The 14,403-nt window shown below is 58.6% G+C and carries 14 protein-coding genes; 9 read left to right on the top strand and 5 right to left on the bottom strand.

What is annotated here, in order from left to right; genetic code table 11:
* Nucleotides 1–40: 40 nt before the first annotated feature.
* The 5 genes from RAD15_RS23390 to RAD15_RS23370 form a co-directional block, all read right to left on the bottom strand.
* Entirely contained in the window at nucleotides 41–1,162 is a 1,122-nt protein-coding gene (locus RAD15_RS23390) for a hypothetical protein (protein ID WP_458180557.1), read from the bottom strand.
* Nucleotides 1,163–1,947: 785 nt separating this feature from the next.
* Nucleotides 1,948–2,709 (bottom strand): HpcH/HpaI aldolase family protein, encoded by a 762-nt coding sequence (locus RAD15_RS23385; RefSeq protein ID WP_458180556.1) that lies wholly within the window; start codon nucleotides 2,707–2,709, stop codon nucleotides 1,948–1,950.
* Nucleotides 2,710–2,848: 139 nt separating this feature from the next.
* Nucleotides 2,849–3,277 (bottom strand): IS66 family insertion sequence element accessory protein TnpB, encoded by a 429-nt coding sequence (gene tnpB, locus RAD15_RS23380; RefSeq protein ID WP_458180555.1) that lies wholly within the window; start codon nucleotides 3,275–3,277, stop codon nucleotides 2,849–2,851.
* 121 nt (nucleotides 3,278–3,398) lie between these two features.
* Nucleotides 3,399–3,641 carry a transposase gene (locus RAD15_RS23375; RefSeq protein ID WP_458180554.1) on the bottom strand — a complete coding sequence of 81 codons (243 nt, stop codon included), beginning with the start codon at nucleotides 3,639–3,641 and terminating at the stop codon, nucleotides 3,399–3,401.
* Between the two features lie 245 nt (nucleotides 3,642–3,886).
* Complete coding sequence (locus tag RAD15_RS23370; protein ID WP_458180553.1) at nucleotides 3,887–4,174, bottom strand: DUF1330 domain-containing protein; 288 nt, start codon at nucleotides 4,172–4,174, stop codon at nucleotides 3,887–3,889.
* Nucleotides 4,175–4,864: 690 nt separating this feature from the next.
* Here RAD15_RS23370 and RAD15_RS23365 point away from each other — a divergent pair.
* The 9 genes from RAD15_RS23365 (at nucleotide 4,865) to RAD15_RS23325 (ending at nucleotide 14,389) form a co-directional block, all read left to right on the top strand.
* The gene (locus RAD15_RS23365) at nucleotides 4,865–6,505 is read left to right on the top strand and encodes an AMP-binding protein (RefSeq protein ID WP_458180552.1); all 1,641 of its coding nucleotides are present in this window, start codon (nucleotides 4,865–4,867) and stop codon (nucleotides 6,503–6,505) included.
* A gap of 17 nt (nucleotides 6,506–6,522) precedes the next feature.
* A complete protein-coding gene (locus RAD15_RS23360) occupies nucleotides 6,523–7,689 on the top strand; it encodes an ABC transporter substrate-binding protein (RefSeq protein ID WP_458180550.1) in 1,167 nt (388 codons plus the stop codon).
* Nucleotides 7,690–7,694: 5 nt separating this feature from the next.
* Nucleotides 7,695–8,555, top strand: a complete 861-nt coding sequence (locus RAD15_RS23355) for a branched-chain amino acid ABC transporter permease (protein WP_458180549.1) — start codon at nucleotides 7,695–7,697, stop codon at nucleotides 8,553–8,555.
* Entirely contained in the window at nucleotides 8,552–9,517 is a 966-nt protein-coding gene (locus tag RAD15_RS23350) for a branched-chain amino acid ABC transporter permease (RefSeq protein WP_458180548.1), read from the top strand. The genes RAD15_RS23355 and RAD15_RS23350 overlap by 4 nt, the downstream gene beginning before the upstream one ends.
* The gene (locus RAD15_RS23345) at nucleotides 9,514–10,248 is read left to right on the top strand and encodes an ABC transporter ATP-binding protein (RefSeq protein ID WP_458180547.1); all 735 of its coding nucleotides are present in this window, start codon (nucleotides 9,514–9,516) and stop codon (nucleotides 10,246–10,248) included. The genes RAD15_RS23350 and RAD15_RS23345 overlap by 4 nt, the downstream gene beginning before the upstream one ends.
* Before the next feature lie 8 nt (nucleotides 10,249–10,256).
* A complete protein-coding gene (locus tag RAD15_RS23340; RefSeq protein ID WP_458180666.1) occupies nucleotides 10,257–10,964 on the top strand; it encodes an ABC transporter ATP-binding protein in 708 nt (235 codons plus the stop codon).
* A 62-nt stretch (nucleotides 10,965–11,026) separates the two neighbouring features.
* Nucleotides 11,027–12,832: an FAD-dependent monooxygenase gene (locus RAD15_RS23335; protein ID WP_458180546.1), complete on the top strand. Its 1,806-nt coding sequence runs from the start codon at nucleotides 11,027–11,029 to the stop codon at nucleotides 12,830–12,832.
* Nucleotides 12,832–13,290, top strand: coding sequence for an acyl-CoA thioesterase (locus RAD15_RS23330; RefSeq protein WP_458180545.1), 459 nt, complete (start codon nucleotides 12,832–12,834; stop codon nucleotides 13,288–13,290). The genes RAD15_RS23335 and RAD15_RS23330 overlap by 1 nt, the downstream gene beginning before the upstream one ends.
* A complete protein-coding gene (locus RAD15_RS23325) occupies nucleotides 13,280–14,389 on the top strand; it encodes a cupin domain-containing protein (RefSeq protein ID WP_458180544.1) in 1,110 nt (369 codons plus the stop codon). The genes RAD15_RS23330 and RAD15_RS23325 overlap by 11 nt, the downstream gene beginning before the upstream one ends.
* Nucleotides 14,390–14,403 lie beyond the last annotated feature (14 nt).

Genomic DNA, 14,403 nt, shown 5'->3' with positions numbered 1-14,403 from the left:
CGCGACGCCATTGTCGTTTTGCCTTGAACGAGACCGGCGATTAGAACTTCGCGGTAATGCCGGTGTAGACGGTAGACTCGGTGCACGTGTTGTTGCTGCGGCCCGGAGCGACATTGCAAACCGAGCTCGCGGAATGGTCGAGGCCGAACTTGTTCTGCCAGTACCGGTAGGCCACCCAGACGTCCACGAAGTGGCTATATTTCGGACCCCACACCGCCTTGGAAGCGTCCAGCGTCAGACGGATCGGTTCGGAGTTGAACTCGACTGCAGTCCTGGCGTTGGACACAGGATCGAACGGAAGCGGGTTGTTCTCGGTCCCCTTCTTCCCATACCATGCGGCACGGCCGCTGATCGACCAGAACTGCATATTCTCGGGCAGGAAGCCAAGATCCATGTAGTAGTTGGTCTCGACGGCCCAAGTCGGCTTGTAGCTGCGGTTGCCGTCGATCAGGCAATTCACGCCCGGCACAGCCGGAGGCGCCTGCCAGCCGGCACCGCACTGGCTAAAGCCGCCGTGGGTGGAAAATTCCCAATACGCCAGAGGCGCAATGTCGAAGAAGCCCTTATAGGGTAGGTCGAACTGGAACTGCAGACCAGCGACTACATCACGTTTGGCTGGCGCCAAGTACGTATTCGCCGCCTGGCCGTCCATGCCAACCTCGAACGAGATATTGCGCAGCGGCCCCATCGTGAACTGCTTCGTATTGAAGACTTGGTTCCAGCCCAAGGTCGAGCGGAACAGACCGTAGATGTCGGTGGCCCCTGCGCAAGACGCCGAACCCGTGGCGAAGCCGGCCGCTGGCGAGGTTATCGAACCGGCGTTGGTGCAGGGGTTGGCCGGATCATTGTGATCCGACTTGAACATCGAGATTGTGAAGAAGTTGGTACCGTACTGCCAAATGTCGAAATGGGTGAACGAATACACCTGCTTGGCGGTCGTACCGTTGATGCTGCCATCGGGACGGACTGAGAAGACACCGGGGTCGGTGCCTTTGGGCATCCATGAGAAGGTCACCCGGTCATCGATAAGAAGAAAGAACGGAAGATCTTGGGCCTTCGCCGCTGCCTTGACCGGCAGGTCGGCGGCGCTCGCAAATCCAGCCGGCATAAGCCCGGCGAGCGAAAGAAACGCCGCGGTAGATGCAATCCTCGTGTAAGACATTCGAGAGTCCCCCTTTTGAATAAACGGACGATGCCCTTGGCTGTGAGCTAACGTTCTTCCGCCAGCGGGGCCTCGCTCTTCGAATTCACTGCGAGGCAGATCTATTCGAATGAATTTCAGTTGACGCGGGGGGCGGCTGGTTTTTGGGTCGGAAGACCCATCTTGGGTCGAGGGGTTTTGAATCGTGCAGCGTGTGTCAAATTGGTTACGCAGTTGGACCATACCGCACCTCCTGACCGCGCAGCCGAGGGCGATAGCGTAGAGCCACGATTACCGAGGGGGTCCGATAGGTTGTATACCTTGCCGGAACTGCAAGCAGTTTACGGTGCTGGCACCTCTCGAACGCGTCAAAGTCACTATCGGGCTTTCCATGTTTCGCGGCTTGCGGACGCGATCTGTTCTCCCCCTCGATTTACAGATGAGGAGATAACATGATCGCGAACGAAAGTGTGACTCGCGTCCGATGCGCGATGCCTTTTGGCGAGCGCATCATGAAGCATGGATGCGTAGCCCCTTGAAGCTGCGCCAATATTGGAAGCCGCAGGTATACCGCCCAATGCGTTGGGCAATTGGGCGAGCAAAGTTCAAGACCAAGCCACCCGAGCCGAAACTGCTACATCGGCCGCGACAGCTTATTCAGACCCTCAGTCATAGCGCTCAATCATAGCTTAGTCATATGACTAGTGAGCCGCCAGAACCGATCCTCCCTTCGCCGCGTGAGGGGCACCGACGCACGTTCGACGAGGCCGACAAACGGCGTATGGTTGCTGAGACCAGCCGCTCGCCTAAGCTGACATCCGGCGAAGCAGTTCCGTCGCACCTCGGCCAATAATCGATGTGTCCGTCCCAACGGCGACAAAGTGAACGCCGTCTGCAATACGCCTTTTCGCTTCGGCCTCATTGGTCGTAAGATAGCCGGCAGGCTTACCAGTAGATCGCAACCGGCGAAACGCGTCGTCGATCGCCGCTTGGACTTCTGGATGTTGGGCATTTCCGAGATGACCAAGCGAAGCAGCGAGATCGGCGGGACCAATGAATACGCCATCTACGCCATCCACGCGGGCGATCTCTTCCAAATTCTTGAGCGCCTCTCCAGACTCGATCTGAACGAGAACGCAGATTTCGGCCTGCGCAGAGACGAGATAGTTTGGATTCAATCCGTAAGCCGCAGCGCGAGAGCCAGACGATACTCCCCGGATCCCATCAGGAGGATAGCGAGTGTAGCTGACAGCGGCACGCGCTTCCTCGGCGCTCTGAATATTCGGAAACAGGAGCGATTGAGCGCCGACGTCCAGGATTCGCTTGACCAATACCATGTCCGACCAGGCGGGGCGCACAACTGCGCTCGTCTTCGAACTCGACAATGCCTGCAGTTGAGAAATGAGACTCGGCAGCTCGTTGGGGGAATGCTCGGTGTCGAGGAGCATCCAATCGAATCCACATCCAGCAAGAAGCTCTGCGAGAAGATTGCTGCTCAACGTCGACCAGACGCCGAGTTGCTGCCGTTCGCGCAGAGCCTGCTTGAATTTGTTTTTCGGTAGATCCATAGGGCGCTCCTTCGATTGCACATTTGCTCTGCAACTACACTAAAATGACCAGATGTCGAGGTGGTAATCAGAGCGTATTCGTGCCCGTCTGACGACGTGTTCGATGCCCTGACTCACTTCGCCGCAGCGTGGCTCACAATTATCCGGCCCGCGTCGGGACAACCGTCTCCCGTGCCGTGTGGACATCCCGCCAATCAAGCCCCTCGAGCAACGCCGAAAATTCCGGCGACGACGAACGCATCACGCCATCCTCGATCTTCGGCCAGCGTAAGATGCCATCCTCGAGCCGCTTGTCGAACAAGCACAGACCCGTTCCGTCCCAGAAGATCAGCTTGATCCGGTCCACCCGCTTGGCCCGGAACAAATAGCCCCTGCCCGAGAACGGATCGGTCAGCATGCTCTCGCGCACCAGCAGCGCTAGCCCCTCCATTCGCTTACGGAAGTCGACCGGCTTGGTCGCCACTATCACCCGCACCGTTCCGGACGGCCCGATCACCGGGGCGTCCTTCAGCGCCTGCACAAGCGCGGCAATCGTGTTGGCGTCCGCGCCGCGGCCGACCTGGACCACGAGCCGTCAATCTCAATCTCGATCATTCAGACGTCGGACATGGACTTACCCGGCAGCGTTCCGCGCTCTTGGCCAAGAGCAGGTGCCCGCGCGGCGGCTTCCACCGCCACCGGCGCACAAACTACACGTCTTCCCGTTGGGGATGCCCCGCCGCGGCTTCTCTCAGTTGTCGGCACCAGTTGAACAACTGCTGTGGCGTTAATCCATGGCGTCGAGCCACCGCGCAGACCGCGTCACCACTCGCCACAATCTCGGCGACAATCCGCGCCTTGTACTCATTGCCCCACTTCCGCCGACAACCGGCTCCCGCGAAGACTTCCGGGCGCCGAACCGGCTCCGTGATAGCACTATCCACTGTGTCCATTCTAAGCCTACCGAACAAAGCGCATCGCAGACTCGCAGACTATCAGCTCACCCGAAAGGTGGCCGCAGGACGACGCTCACCTTTCCATCAATCAGTGCATCGCGATTTCGTCACCTACACCTATGGAGAGGCCACAGCACTCGAAACGGACAGCGTATGACCAACCCACTTCATGATCTCTCCCGTCTAGGAACACAACACCAACCTCGGCAATTGTTTCGGTTTAGACCCATTACGCCGCCTGGTCAGACACCTTCCAAAGCAATCATCTCGACGATCGCCGCTCCCTCGCGAGCTCTCCGGGCGAGTTCGTACTCCGGCGAGTTGAAATATGCGCAAGCCGCCTCGAACGTTTGAAATTCAACGATCACATTGTGGCCCCGGGATTTGCCTTCGAGCTCCTGCGCGCGACGGCCTCCAGACAACACGACTCCGCCATTAGCCTTGACGGCCGCTGCCGCCAGACGGAGATATGCATGATATCTGTCCAGATCCACGACATCGATCCTACCGACGATATAACCCTTCTTCATCCGCTTATCCTCTTTCGTGAGCGAGGGCCCGAAACTTCGATCCGATCGTAATCAGTTTCCCTGCTTGAGCCAGCGGAAAACCATCAGGCGCGGGATGCGAGCTTGGTCTCCTCGATTGCGGTTCGAAAACAGCCAAAGTGGGCACTGTAAGGACCGATGCAGGATCCCATGCGATGGGGCAGGATGGAATCGGTACCAGGAGCTTCTTCACCCTTCTCGCGACCACGCTCATGCGGCTCGCGATATCCTTTGTGAGGGTGAGATATTTGGAGTTCGACTGCGAGCGGGTAGTCCGTCTTCGCGATTTCCATATGTAGAGGCCAATCAACTATTAGGCTTCACTCGTTCGATCCAACGCAGTGAACGCGGATGCAGATGTTCAGCATCCAGGCGGTGTACAGCAGTAGGGCTCGACTACATTTCGAGGTGCCCTCCAATATTCGGCCGAATGCGGGGAAGACGTCTCGATAGCGTCGCTTCTGTTGGTTGACGGCCCTTCGCCCGGCAGTGCGTCCGCTAGACGCAGATTGCGCTGCAACATCAGATTTGGTTGGAAAATGGGCCTTTCGCACGCCTTTGAGGCACCCGCAGCGCATGAAACAGCAACGACATCGCTTGACTGCATAATTTTACATGGCAATATACTGCTGAATTTACGACGTAGATTGTACAGTCCGAAACGGAGGGAATATGCGGCGCGGCCGGATAGAGTTTCCTATTGGTGAGGCCACTGCTGCCCGCTTCAAGGAGGAGGGCTTCTGGAACGGCGATACCCTCAAGTCCTGGCTCGATCGAGCTAATGCCAAGTATCCTGATCGCGTAGCCGTCCGATCAGCGACAGCCGAGTGGACCTACAGGCAGCTGAGGACGAAGGTTCAGGCATTCGCGAACGGTCTCGCATCTCTCGGTGTGAGCAAAGGCGATGTGATCGCTGTCCAACTCCAGAACGTTCCCGAATTCATTGTAGTTTATCTCGCGAGCGGTTTATGCGGTGCAATCGTGCAGACGGTGCATATGCCGTATCGCGAGAACGAGCTCACCCAGCTGCTTGGTCACAGTGGCGCAAGGGTGTTCGTCTGTCATGGCGCCGTGAAGGACTACGAAGCGGCAGCGCTTGCTGTCGGCTTGAAGGAGCGTCTCCCAAGCCTTGAACGGATCATCTCGGTAGGCGAGTCGCCGGATGGCGCGATTGCATTCGCCGATGTCTGCGAAATGACCAGCGCTACGGCCAGCCATGTTCCGCAATCCACCGATCCCTATGTCCTGCTTTACACCTCTGGCACGGCGGGTTCGCCGAAGGGGGTCCCGTCGATCTACGAGACCTATCTCGGGAATGCCCGGGGCACGGCGCCGATACTCGGGTTATCTGGTGACTCAACTGTGGTCTCGGCCGCGCCGTTCACTCACCTGTATGGCATCTTCACTCTCAATGTCAGCCTGTACGTCGGTGCGACCATTGCGCTCATGCCGTCGTTCGATGCCGCGACGTTCGGCAATGATGTGAAGAGCTTGAAGCCTACAGCGCTCTTCTGCGGCCCCGCGCATCTCAGCCTTTGCCAACATGCGGGAACGTTGACCTCCGAGTGCTTCGGAGCGCTGGATTTCGTGATGATCTCTGGTGCGGCGTGTCCGCCCGAGCTCGCGCGCCGTACACAGGACGTCCTTCGACACGGCAAGGTCCTCCAGCTTTGGGGCATGAGTGAAGTACAATGCGGCTGCATCACCCGACTGGACGATAGTCTCGAAATTCGTTTCGGTACGGTAGGACGTGCGGCGCCGGGGGCAACCGTTCGTGTTGCCGTAGATGACGAGGTGATCGAGGATCCCGGCGTCGATGGCGAGCTCCAAATCAAGGGTGCGTCCATCTTCGTTGGCTATCTGGACAACGACGACGCAACGCGAAATGCGTTCACGAGTGATGGATGGTTCAAGACGGGCGATATTGCCCACATCGGCGCTGACGGGAGCGTAACGGTCACCGGCAGAAGCAAAGACATCATCAATCGCGGCGGCGTGAAGATCAATCCAACGGACGTCGAGGCGCTGGTATTGGAGCATCCAAGCGTCCTGGCTTGCGCGATCGTGCCAATGCCGGATGCAAAGCTAGGCGAACGCGCTTGTCTGTTCGTCGTCCCCAAGGGCGATGCTCCCGAGCTGCCTCACATAACGCACTTCCTGAAAGACAAAGGCCTGGCCAAGCTGCTTTGGCCGGAACGGCTCGAACTGATCGATGAAATGCCGCTGACGCCGACGAAGAAGGTGATCAAATCCAAGCTGGTCGAATACATCCGGCAGAAGCTGGCGACTACGACGCCAGCCAACGCAAGATAACAATACAGGGGGACGCTTTGCTTAAGAGACTCGTTGCGGCAACATTCGTTGCGATGTGCTTTGCACCATTGTCGTCGTATGGCGATACCGTCAAGGTCGGGATCATCGCGCCGTTCTCGGGACCATACTCCCACTATGGTCAGCTCTTCAAAGCCGGTGTCGAAACATATCTCGCATCTCAAGGCGGAAAATTCGACGGTCATGAGATCGAGCTCATCTTCCGCGATACCGGCGGACCGAACCCGACCCTGACGCGGTCGTTGGCTCAGGAGTTGATCATCAAGGACAAGGTCAGCTATCTCGGCGGCTTCGTGTTTACGCCGAATGCCGTGGCTGTCGCCCCGCTGATCCAGCAAGCAAAGATCCCGACCGTGATCTTCAATGCTGGAACACAGGACATCGTGGAGAAGTCAGACTATTACCTGCGCACATCCTACACGCTCCGGCAGGTCACTGTCCCGCTCTCGGAGTACCTCGCGCAGAGCAAGATCAACAAGATGCTCACGGTCGTCGCGGACTATGCGCCAGGTGTCGATGCGGAGAGCGCATTCAAACAGTCGTTTACCGCCGCCGGCGGCGCGGTGCTCGAGTCGATCCGTATCCCGTTGAGCACGACCGACTTCGCACCATTCATGCAGCGCATCAAGGCGAGCGGCGCGCAAGGGGTCTACGTGTTCTTCCCGGGCGGCCCGCCGACCCTCGGTTTCGTCAAGTCATATGTTGAGAACGGGGTGAAGGAGGCGGGCGTCCAGCTTTACGGGACCGCGGAAGCTGATGAGTTCGACCTGCCGAAATTTGGAGACGGCGCGGTCGGTATCACAACGTCGTACTATTACGCCGCCTCGCACGAGTCCCCGTTGAATCAGAAATTCATCGCGGACCTGAAAGCCTACAATAAAGATGTCATTCCGAACTACGCTGCGGCGAGTGCATGGGACGGAATGCGGCTCATCCATCGCATGGTCAGCGCAACCGCCGGCAAACGGGATGGCGAAGGCGCGATCGCTGCTGCGAAGGGGTTCGCGTGGGAAAGCCCTCGCGGTCAGGTTTCGATCGACCCGGCGACCCGCCACGTTAACCAGACGGTGTGGCTGAGAACGATTGAAAAGAATGATGAAGGCAAGCTGGTGAACCGCGAGGTCAAGTCACTCGGCGTTCGCGGCGCGTCCGGCGAACTAAAGTAGCGACGATGCCGCAGGTGCTCAACATCGCCGTGGATGGAATCGCCTATGGCATGATCCTCTTCGTGACGGCGGTCGGTCTGACGGTGACGTTGGGGCTGATGCGGTTCGTCAATCTGGCTCACGGGGCGTTCGCAATGATCGGCGGCTATATAGCCGCCGGTCTGATTAGCTTGAACGCTACCTTTTTCGCTGCTGTCATAGGCGGGGTTCTGGGTGTCGCGGTGGTCGGCATTCTGCTCGAGCGGCTCGTGTTCCGTCATCTTTATGACAAGGGCGAGCTTAAGCAGGTCATGTTTACGATTGGTCTTTGTTTCGTTTGCATTGCATCGATCAACGCGATCGCGGGTCCTGATGTCCGCATCCTTAAGCTGCCGTCGTGGCTGGCCCAGCCGGTCGATCTCGGCTTCCGGACTCTACCGTCTCAACGCTTGTTCGTGATCGTTGCCGGGATAACGATCTTGGCGGTCCTGCTCGCCGTGACTCAGTGGACGCGATACGGCGTCTGGCTACGAGCGGCTGTCGACGACAGAGCGACCGCGTCTACTCTTGGTCTTCCAATTCGCAAGATCTACGCGGTCACGTTCGGCGTCGGATGCGGGCTGGCCGGTTTCGGTGGCATTCTTGGCGCGGAAATCCTGCCGCTCGAGCCATTCTATCCCGTGAAATACCTCGTGGTCGTCCTCGTGGTCGTCGCGGTAGGTGGGGCTGGCTCCATCGTTGGAACGGCGATTGCCGCTCTGGGACTCGGAGTGATCGAGACCGGAAGCAAGTATCTCGCTTCCGAATGGGCGAGCGTTCTCTTTTTTGCGGCCGCGGCGACCGCTCTGGTGTTCCGGCCACACGGAATCATGGGTCCGCAGAAATGAGCATTTCTCGACTTCTTCCCTACATGCTCGTGGTCGGAGCAGCAGCGTCGTTGTACGTCGCCGCTCCAGAGTGGATGCCACTGGCCTCCCGAATTGCCACCCTGGCCATTTTCGTAATGTCGCTCGACCTCGTGGTCGGATATTGCGGGCTGGTCTCACTGGGGCATTCAGCGTTATGGGGCATCGGGGGATACACGGCGGCCTTCATCGCAGTGCGTGGCTTCTCAGATCCGCTCTTGGGACTGGCTGTCGGTGCGGCGGCGGGCTGTGCCGTAGCCTTTGTATCGGGCGCTGTTCTCCTGCGCTTTATCGGTCTCCCCTTCATTGTCCTTACGATCGCATTCGGCCAGGTCGTCCTCAACCTTGCGAGCAAGTTCCAGAGCATCACCGGCGGTGACGATGGCCTGAGCGGCTTCACCGTTGGGCGCCTCTTCGGGGCTTTTGAGTTCGATCTCGAGGGCCGGGTCGCCTTCTTGTACAGCATTGCGGTTCTCGTCTGTTGCATGCTCCTTCTACGGATGGTTGTCCGATCTCCGTTTGGGAGCGCATGCCGAGGCATCGAACAAAACAGGACGAGAATGGAGGCAATCGGCGCAAGTATTCAGCCGACACTTCTAACCGCCTATTGCGTTGCCGGTCTCTTCGCGGGATTGGCGGGCGCGTTGTCCACACAGATCAATCAGGTCATTGGTCTTGATAGCCTCGGTTTCGCGCTGTCCGCCGATGCGTTGGTGATGCTTGTGTTGGGAGGCGTCGGCACGCTTTTCGGCGGCCTGGTCGGCGCCGTATTCTTCACGGTTGTTCACCATACGGCCGCGACGATGAACCCGTACCATTGGTTGTTTGTCATTGGTGGCCTGCTGATGGCGGCCACGTTCATCCCGCGAGAAGCCGCTGCAGCTTGGTTCAGCAAGCGGGTCACATCGGGGTTTGCGTCGCGCGCACAGCCGAGGATCGCATGAACGTCTTGGAGGCCTGCTCGCTGGAAAAGCACTTCGGCGGTCTGCACGTCACGCGCAATGTCTCACTGGGCATCGGCGAGGGCGAAAGGATCGGCCTCATCGGGCCAAACGGCGCAGGCAAGACGACCTTGGTCAATATGTTGGCGGGATCGCTCTTGCCATCGGAGGGCTCGATACTTCTCCGAGGGAGTGACGTCACACGACTGAGGCAGTCAGGACGAGTCAAGCGCGGCTTATGTCGCACATTCCAGATTACGCAGCTGGCCATGGATCTCCCGATCCAGCGGCAAGTCGAGCTGGCCATTCATGCTCGCGAGAAATCGATATCGAACATGATCAGATCGATCTCCAGCTACCCGGAGATCCGAGCTGAGGCTGCGTCGCACCTGGAGCATTTGGGTATCGGCCATCTCCAGCAACGTCCACCTTCCGCGATCGCATACGGAGAGCAACGCCTCGTGGAATTGGCGATTGCAATGGCGTTACGCCCGAAGGTGCTTCTTCTCGACGAGCCGATGGCGGGCGTCCCCAGTACGTATCGGGATAAAGTCTTGGGAACCCTTGCGCGGCTTCCGAAGGAACTAGCGATCCTCATGATCGAACACGACATGGATCTCGTTTTCGCTTTCGCTCAGCGGATCGTCGTCTTGGCCCACGGAAGCGTTATCGCCGATGGAACGCCCGGCACAATTCGCCAGGATCGCGGCGTGCGCGAAGCGTATCTCGGCTGAGGAATGACATAATGGATGCGCTCCTCAAACTCGAGAACGTAGATGCCGGTTACGGCGCGGTTCAGGTCCTGTCGGGAGTGTCATTCACGGTCAGGCGCGGTGACCGCCTAACAGTCCTGGGGCGCAACGGTGCCGGAAAGAGCACCCTGATGAAAGCTGTTGTTGGCTTGGCAACCCAGACCGGCGGCAGCATCTTGTTCGCGGGCGAGAACATCAGCTCGGAGAGCCCGGATGAGCGCGCCATGCGGGGAATCGGTTTCGTTCCGCAGACCCGCAACATCTTTCGTTCGCTGAGCGTGGAAGAGAATCTTCTGACCGGTCTGAAAGGGCGCTCGCGAGCCTGCCTCGAGGAAAGCTATCAGATGTTTCCTAGGCTTGCGGAGCGGCGGCGCAGCTGGGGGAAAGATCTGTCGGGCGGTGAGCAGCAGATGCTGGCAATCGCGCGTACGCTTCTCGGCAAACCTGTACTGTTGTTGCTTGATGAGCCGCTCGAGGGACTTGCGCCATTGATCTGCGAACAACTCATGGAGACATTCGCAGCACTGGCCGCGACCTCCGACATGGCCATCGTTCTCGTCGAGCAGAAGGTCGAAAGTGCGTTGAATTTCGCAAGCCGCGCGATCGTCCTCGAGCACGGATCCATCGTTCTGTCGGACGTCAGTGAGGCGTTGATTGACAATCAAGACGTACTGGATCGCTACTTAGCTGTCGCTTGACAGGACGGCCTGATGATATAAAGTACAGCGTAAATTACAACGTAATCTGGGCGGTGACGCTTATGCGGGTCAATGTGATTGGTGGTGGTCCGGGTGGCCTCTACGCGGCAATCCTTCTCAAGAAACAAAACCCGGATGCCGAGATCCGCGTGTTCGAGCGCAACGCGAAGGACAGCACGTTTGGGTTCGGCATCGTGCTATCCGTCGAAACTCTCGGCCGGCTCGAAGAGGCCGATCCCGCGAGCTGCGCAACGATCAGGTCGAAATTCACCTACTGGGACGACCTCTATATCTGGTTCAAGGGGCAGAGCGTGCGCTCGAGGGGGCACGGTTTTTCGGGTCTGGAGCGCCTGACGCTTCTGAACATTCTTCAGTCTCGTGCCGATGAGCTGGGTGTTGAGTGTGTTTACTCCCACAACGTGACGTCGCTCGGCAAGTTGGCCGATGCGGACCTCGTCGTCGTCAGCGACGGCGTGTACAGTCTTATCCGCGAGCAGTACCGCGATCGGTTCAAGCCCTCCGTGGAGGTACGGCCGAACAGGTTCGTCTGGCTGGGATCCAGTATTCCGTTGCCGGGCTTCACCTTCATGTTCAAGGAGAATGAGCATGGAGTCTGGGTCGTTCACTCCTACCAGTACAAGGACGGCGCCTCGACCTTCGTTGTAGAGACGACGCCGGAGGCGTTCGATCGCGCGGGTTTGAAGGAGGACGACGAGGCTGAGACCGTTGCGTACGTCCGCAAGCTGTTCAGCGAAGAGCTAAAAGGGCACACGCTCACCACGAACAAGTCGGTCTGGCGCCAATTTCCGGTCGTGAATTGCGAGCGCTGGCACTTCGATAATGTCGTGCTCCTCGGCGATGCCGCTCATACCGCGCATTATTCGATCGGCTCCGGGACCAAGCTCGCGATGGAGGATGCAATCGCGCTGGCGGCGTGCCTGAAGGACAACTGGAGCAATGTGCCGAAGGCATTGAGTGCCTACGAGCAGGAGCGCCGACCTCCGGCTGAACGCATTCAGCGCGCTGCAGAGATCAGTCTCCGTTGGTTCGAGGCGCTGAACAGGTACTGGCCGCTGTCGCCGGTTGCATTCAATTTCAGCCTCCTAACGCGCAGCAAGCAGATCACGTACGAGAACCTCAAGCGTCGCGATCCGGAGTTCATTGACGAACTCAATCGCAGCATCGCCGGAGACAAAGAAGTGATGGTCGAGTCGCCGGTTCTTTCGCGCTTCAATATGGCTGACGTTCCACTCGAGAACAGGCTCGTCGAGATCCGCGGGGAAGAAGATGCGGACGTCGAAACGTCGGCGTCGCTGGTTCTCGCGCCTCCGGCTCAGATGTTCTCGCTGTGCCGTGGACGCAAAGCGGAGTCTGCCGATAAACCTTTTGGAGCAACCGTCGCCGTGTCAGGCACCGCGTTGAGCGGTACTGGGTGGCTGTCGAACGGAGAGGTGGCCGCCTTGGACAATGCCGGGGCCTCGCTCCTCGAACTTGACCTAAGTCCCGTTCAAACACAATGCAGGCTTTCGGATTTGTCGAGAGTTGTGTCCGACGCGCGCAGCGTGTGGCCAAAAGAGAAGACGCTCGCTGTGCGGATCGGGAATCAGAGCCTTGAGGACGCATCATTCGAGCTGGCGCGCGCTGCGAGGGAAGCTGGCGCGTCGATGATTCACGTTCGGGCTCAGAGTTCTGATGCGGAAGGGCCGACAGCCATGGACATGGCTGGCGCGATCAATCTGGCAGAGCGGATCAAGCTGGAATTGGGGGGTATCGTTCTTCTCTCCAATGCCGCCACTTCCGATGATGAGAGGAATACCGTCATCGGTGCGAACCGGGCGGATCTCGTATCCCTGGAAAGTGCGGTCTGATGAGCGCGCAGGAACTTGCAGAAGTGATTACGACTCGCCGGATCGTAAACTGGGGCGAGTGTGACTTTGCAGGTATCGCGTACACTCCGCGGTTTGCAGATTGGTCCGTCGAAGCCATCGAGCAGGCGTACAGCTCGCTAGGTGTTCCGTGGAGAGAGCTCCATGAAAAGCATGGGCTCGGCTCGCCCTTCGTGAGGATGTCGCTCGAATTTAAATCGCCTTTACATCTCGACGATGAGCTTCAGCAGCGCGTGACCGTCGCCAAGGTGGGAAGGTCATCCATCGAGTGGAGCGTCGTCGGCAAGGTGGCCGATCGCGTGATTTACGAGGCAACGCTTGTAAACGTCATCGTTGACAAGCAGACGGGCGCCTCGTCGCCGTTGCCGAGTGTTTTGCGAGAGAAACTGGGAGCCATCTCGGACGATCCGAAGCGAAAAGGAGTCAGCCATGACCAGTGACAACGTTCTCGGCCGCGCGCGCGTAAGCGACAACGAAGCGCTGCGCAAATTCTATGAAGAACTGGTCCCCCTCAAGGCGGGTGCACTTTGGACGGTTGCCAACAAGATCGAGCCCTGGTTTCCGCAGTCGAAATCAGTACCGACGATCTGGCGATATTCCGATATCCGTCCCGCGGCCATCAAGGCGGCCGAGTTGGTCAGCACTGACGATGCCGCGCGGCGCGTGATCATGCTGCTCAATCCGGAGCGCCAGGACGTCACTGCTACGGTCGGCTGGCTCTACAGCGGCGTTCAGATCATGCTGCCGAAGGAGTGGACGACGGCTCACAGCCATGCCGCCGCTGCCTTGCGGTTCGTCATGGAGGGCAAGGGGGCATACACCGTTGTAGACGGCGAGCGACTCCGCGTGGGCCCGCGGGACTTCCTTATTACGCCGTCGGGAACGTGGCATGATCACGGGAACGATGACGATACCGATCCAGTGATCTGGCAGGACGGCCTGGATCTTCCGCTCGTGAATGCGCTCGAGGCGAACTTTTACGCGGTCTTCGACAAGCCGAGGCAGACTGGAACTGTCGTGGCGAACCCGTCGTATCTGACATACGGCGTTTCGGGGCTGATGCCTGTCAAACGAGACTGGAAACACCCGTTCTCGCCCCTGAGTTACTTCCCGTGGGAACGCACATACGAGGCGCTGTCGAATTACGCAAAAGTCTATGACGGTTCACCTTGGGACGACATCATCATGGAGTATGTGAACCCGCTCAACGGAGGATCTGTACTTCCCACCATGGGGGCCTCCATGCAGATGCTGCGTCCGGGTGTAAAGACCAAGGCGCACCGGCACACCGGCTCGTCGATCTATCACGTCGCCAAGGGCTCCGGATATTCGGTCATCAATGGCCAGCGCTTTGATTGGAAGGAGAAGGACATCTTCTGCGTCCCATCTTGGGCCGTCCACGAGCACGGAAACGCGACGGACAAGGATGATGCGTGCTTGTTCTCGTTCAACGATTTCCCGGTAATGCAGAAACTCGGCCTGTGGCGCGAGGAGAGCTACGAGGAAAACGACGGCCATCAGGTCGTGAACGCGCAATAGCGGTTGGGAAAAGA

This window comes from Bradyrhizobium sp. 14AA (genome assembly GCF_054185205.1).
The sequence above is the reverse complement of the archived record's forward strand: the minus strand, read 5'-3'. Positions and strand labels throughout refer to the sequence as shown.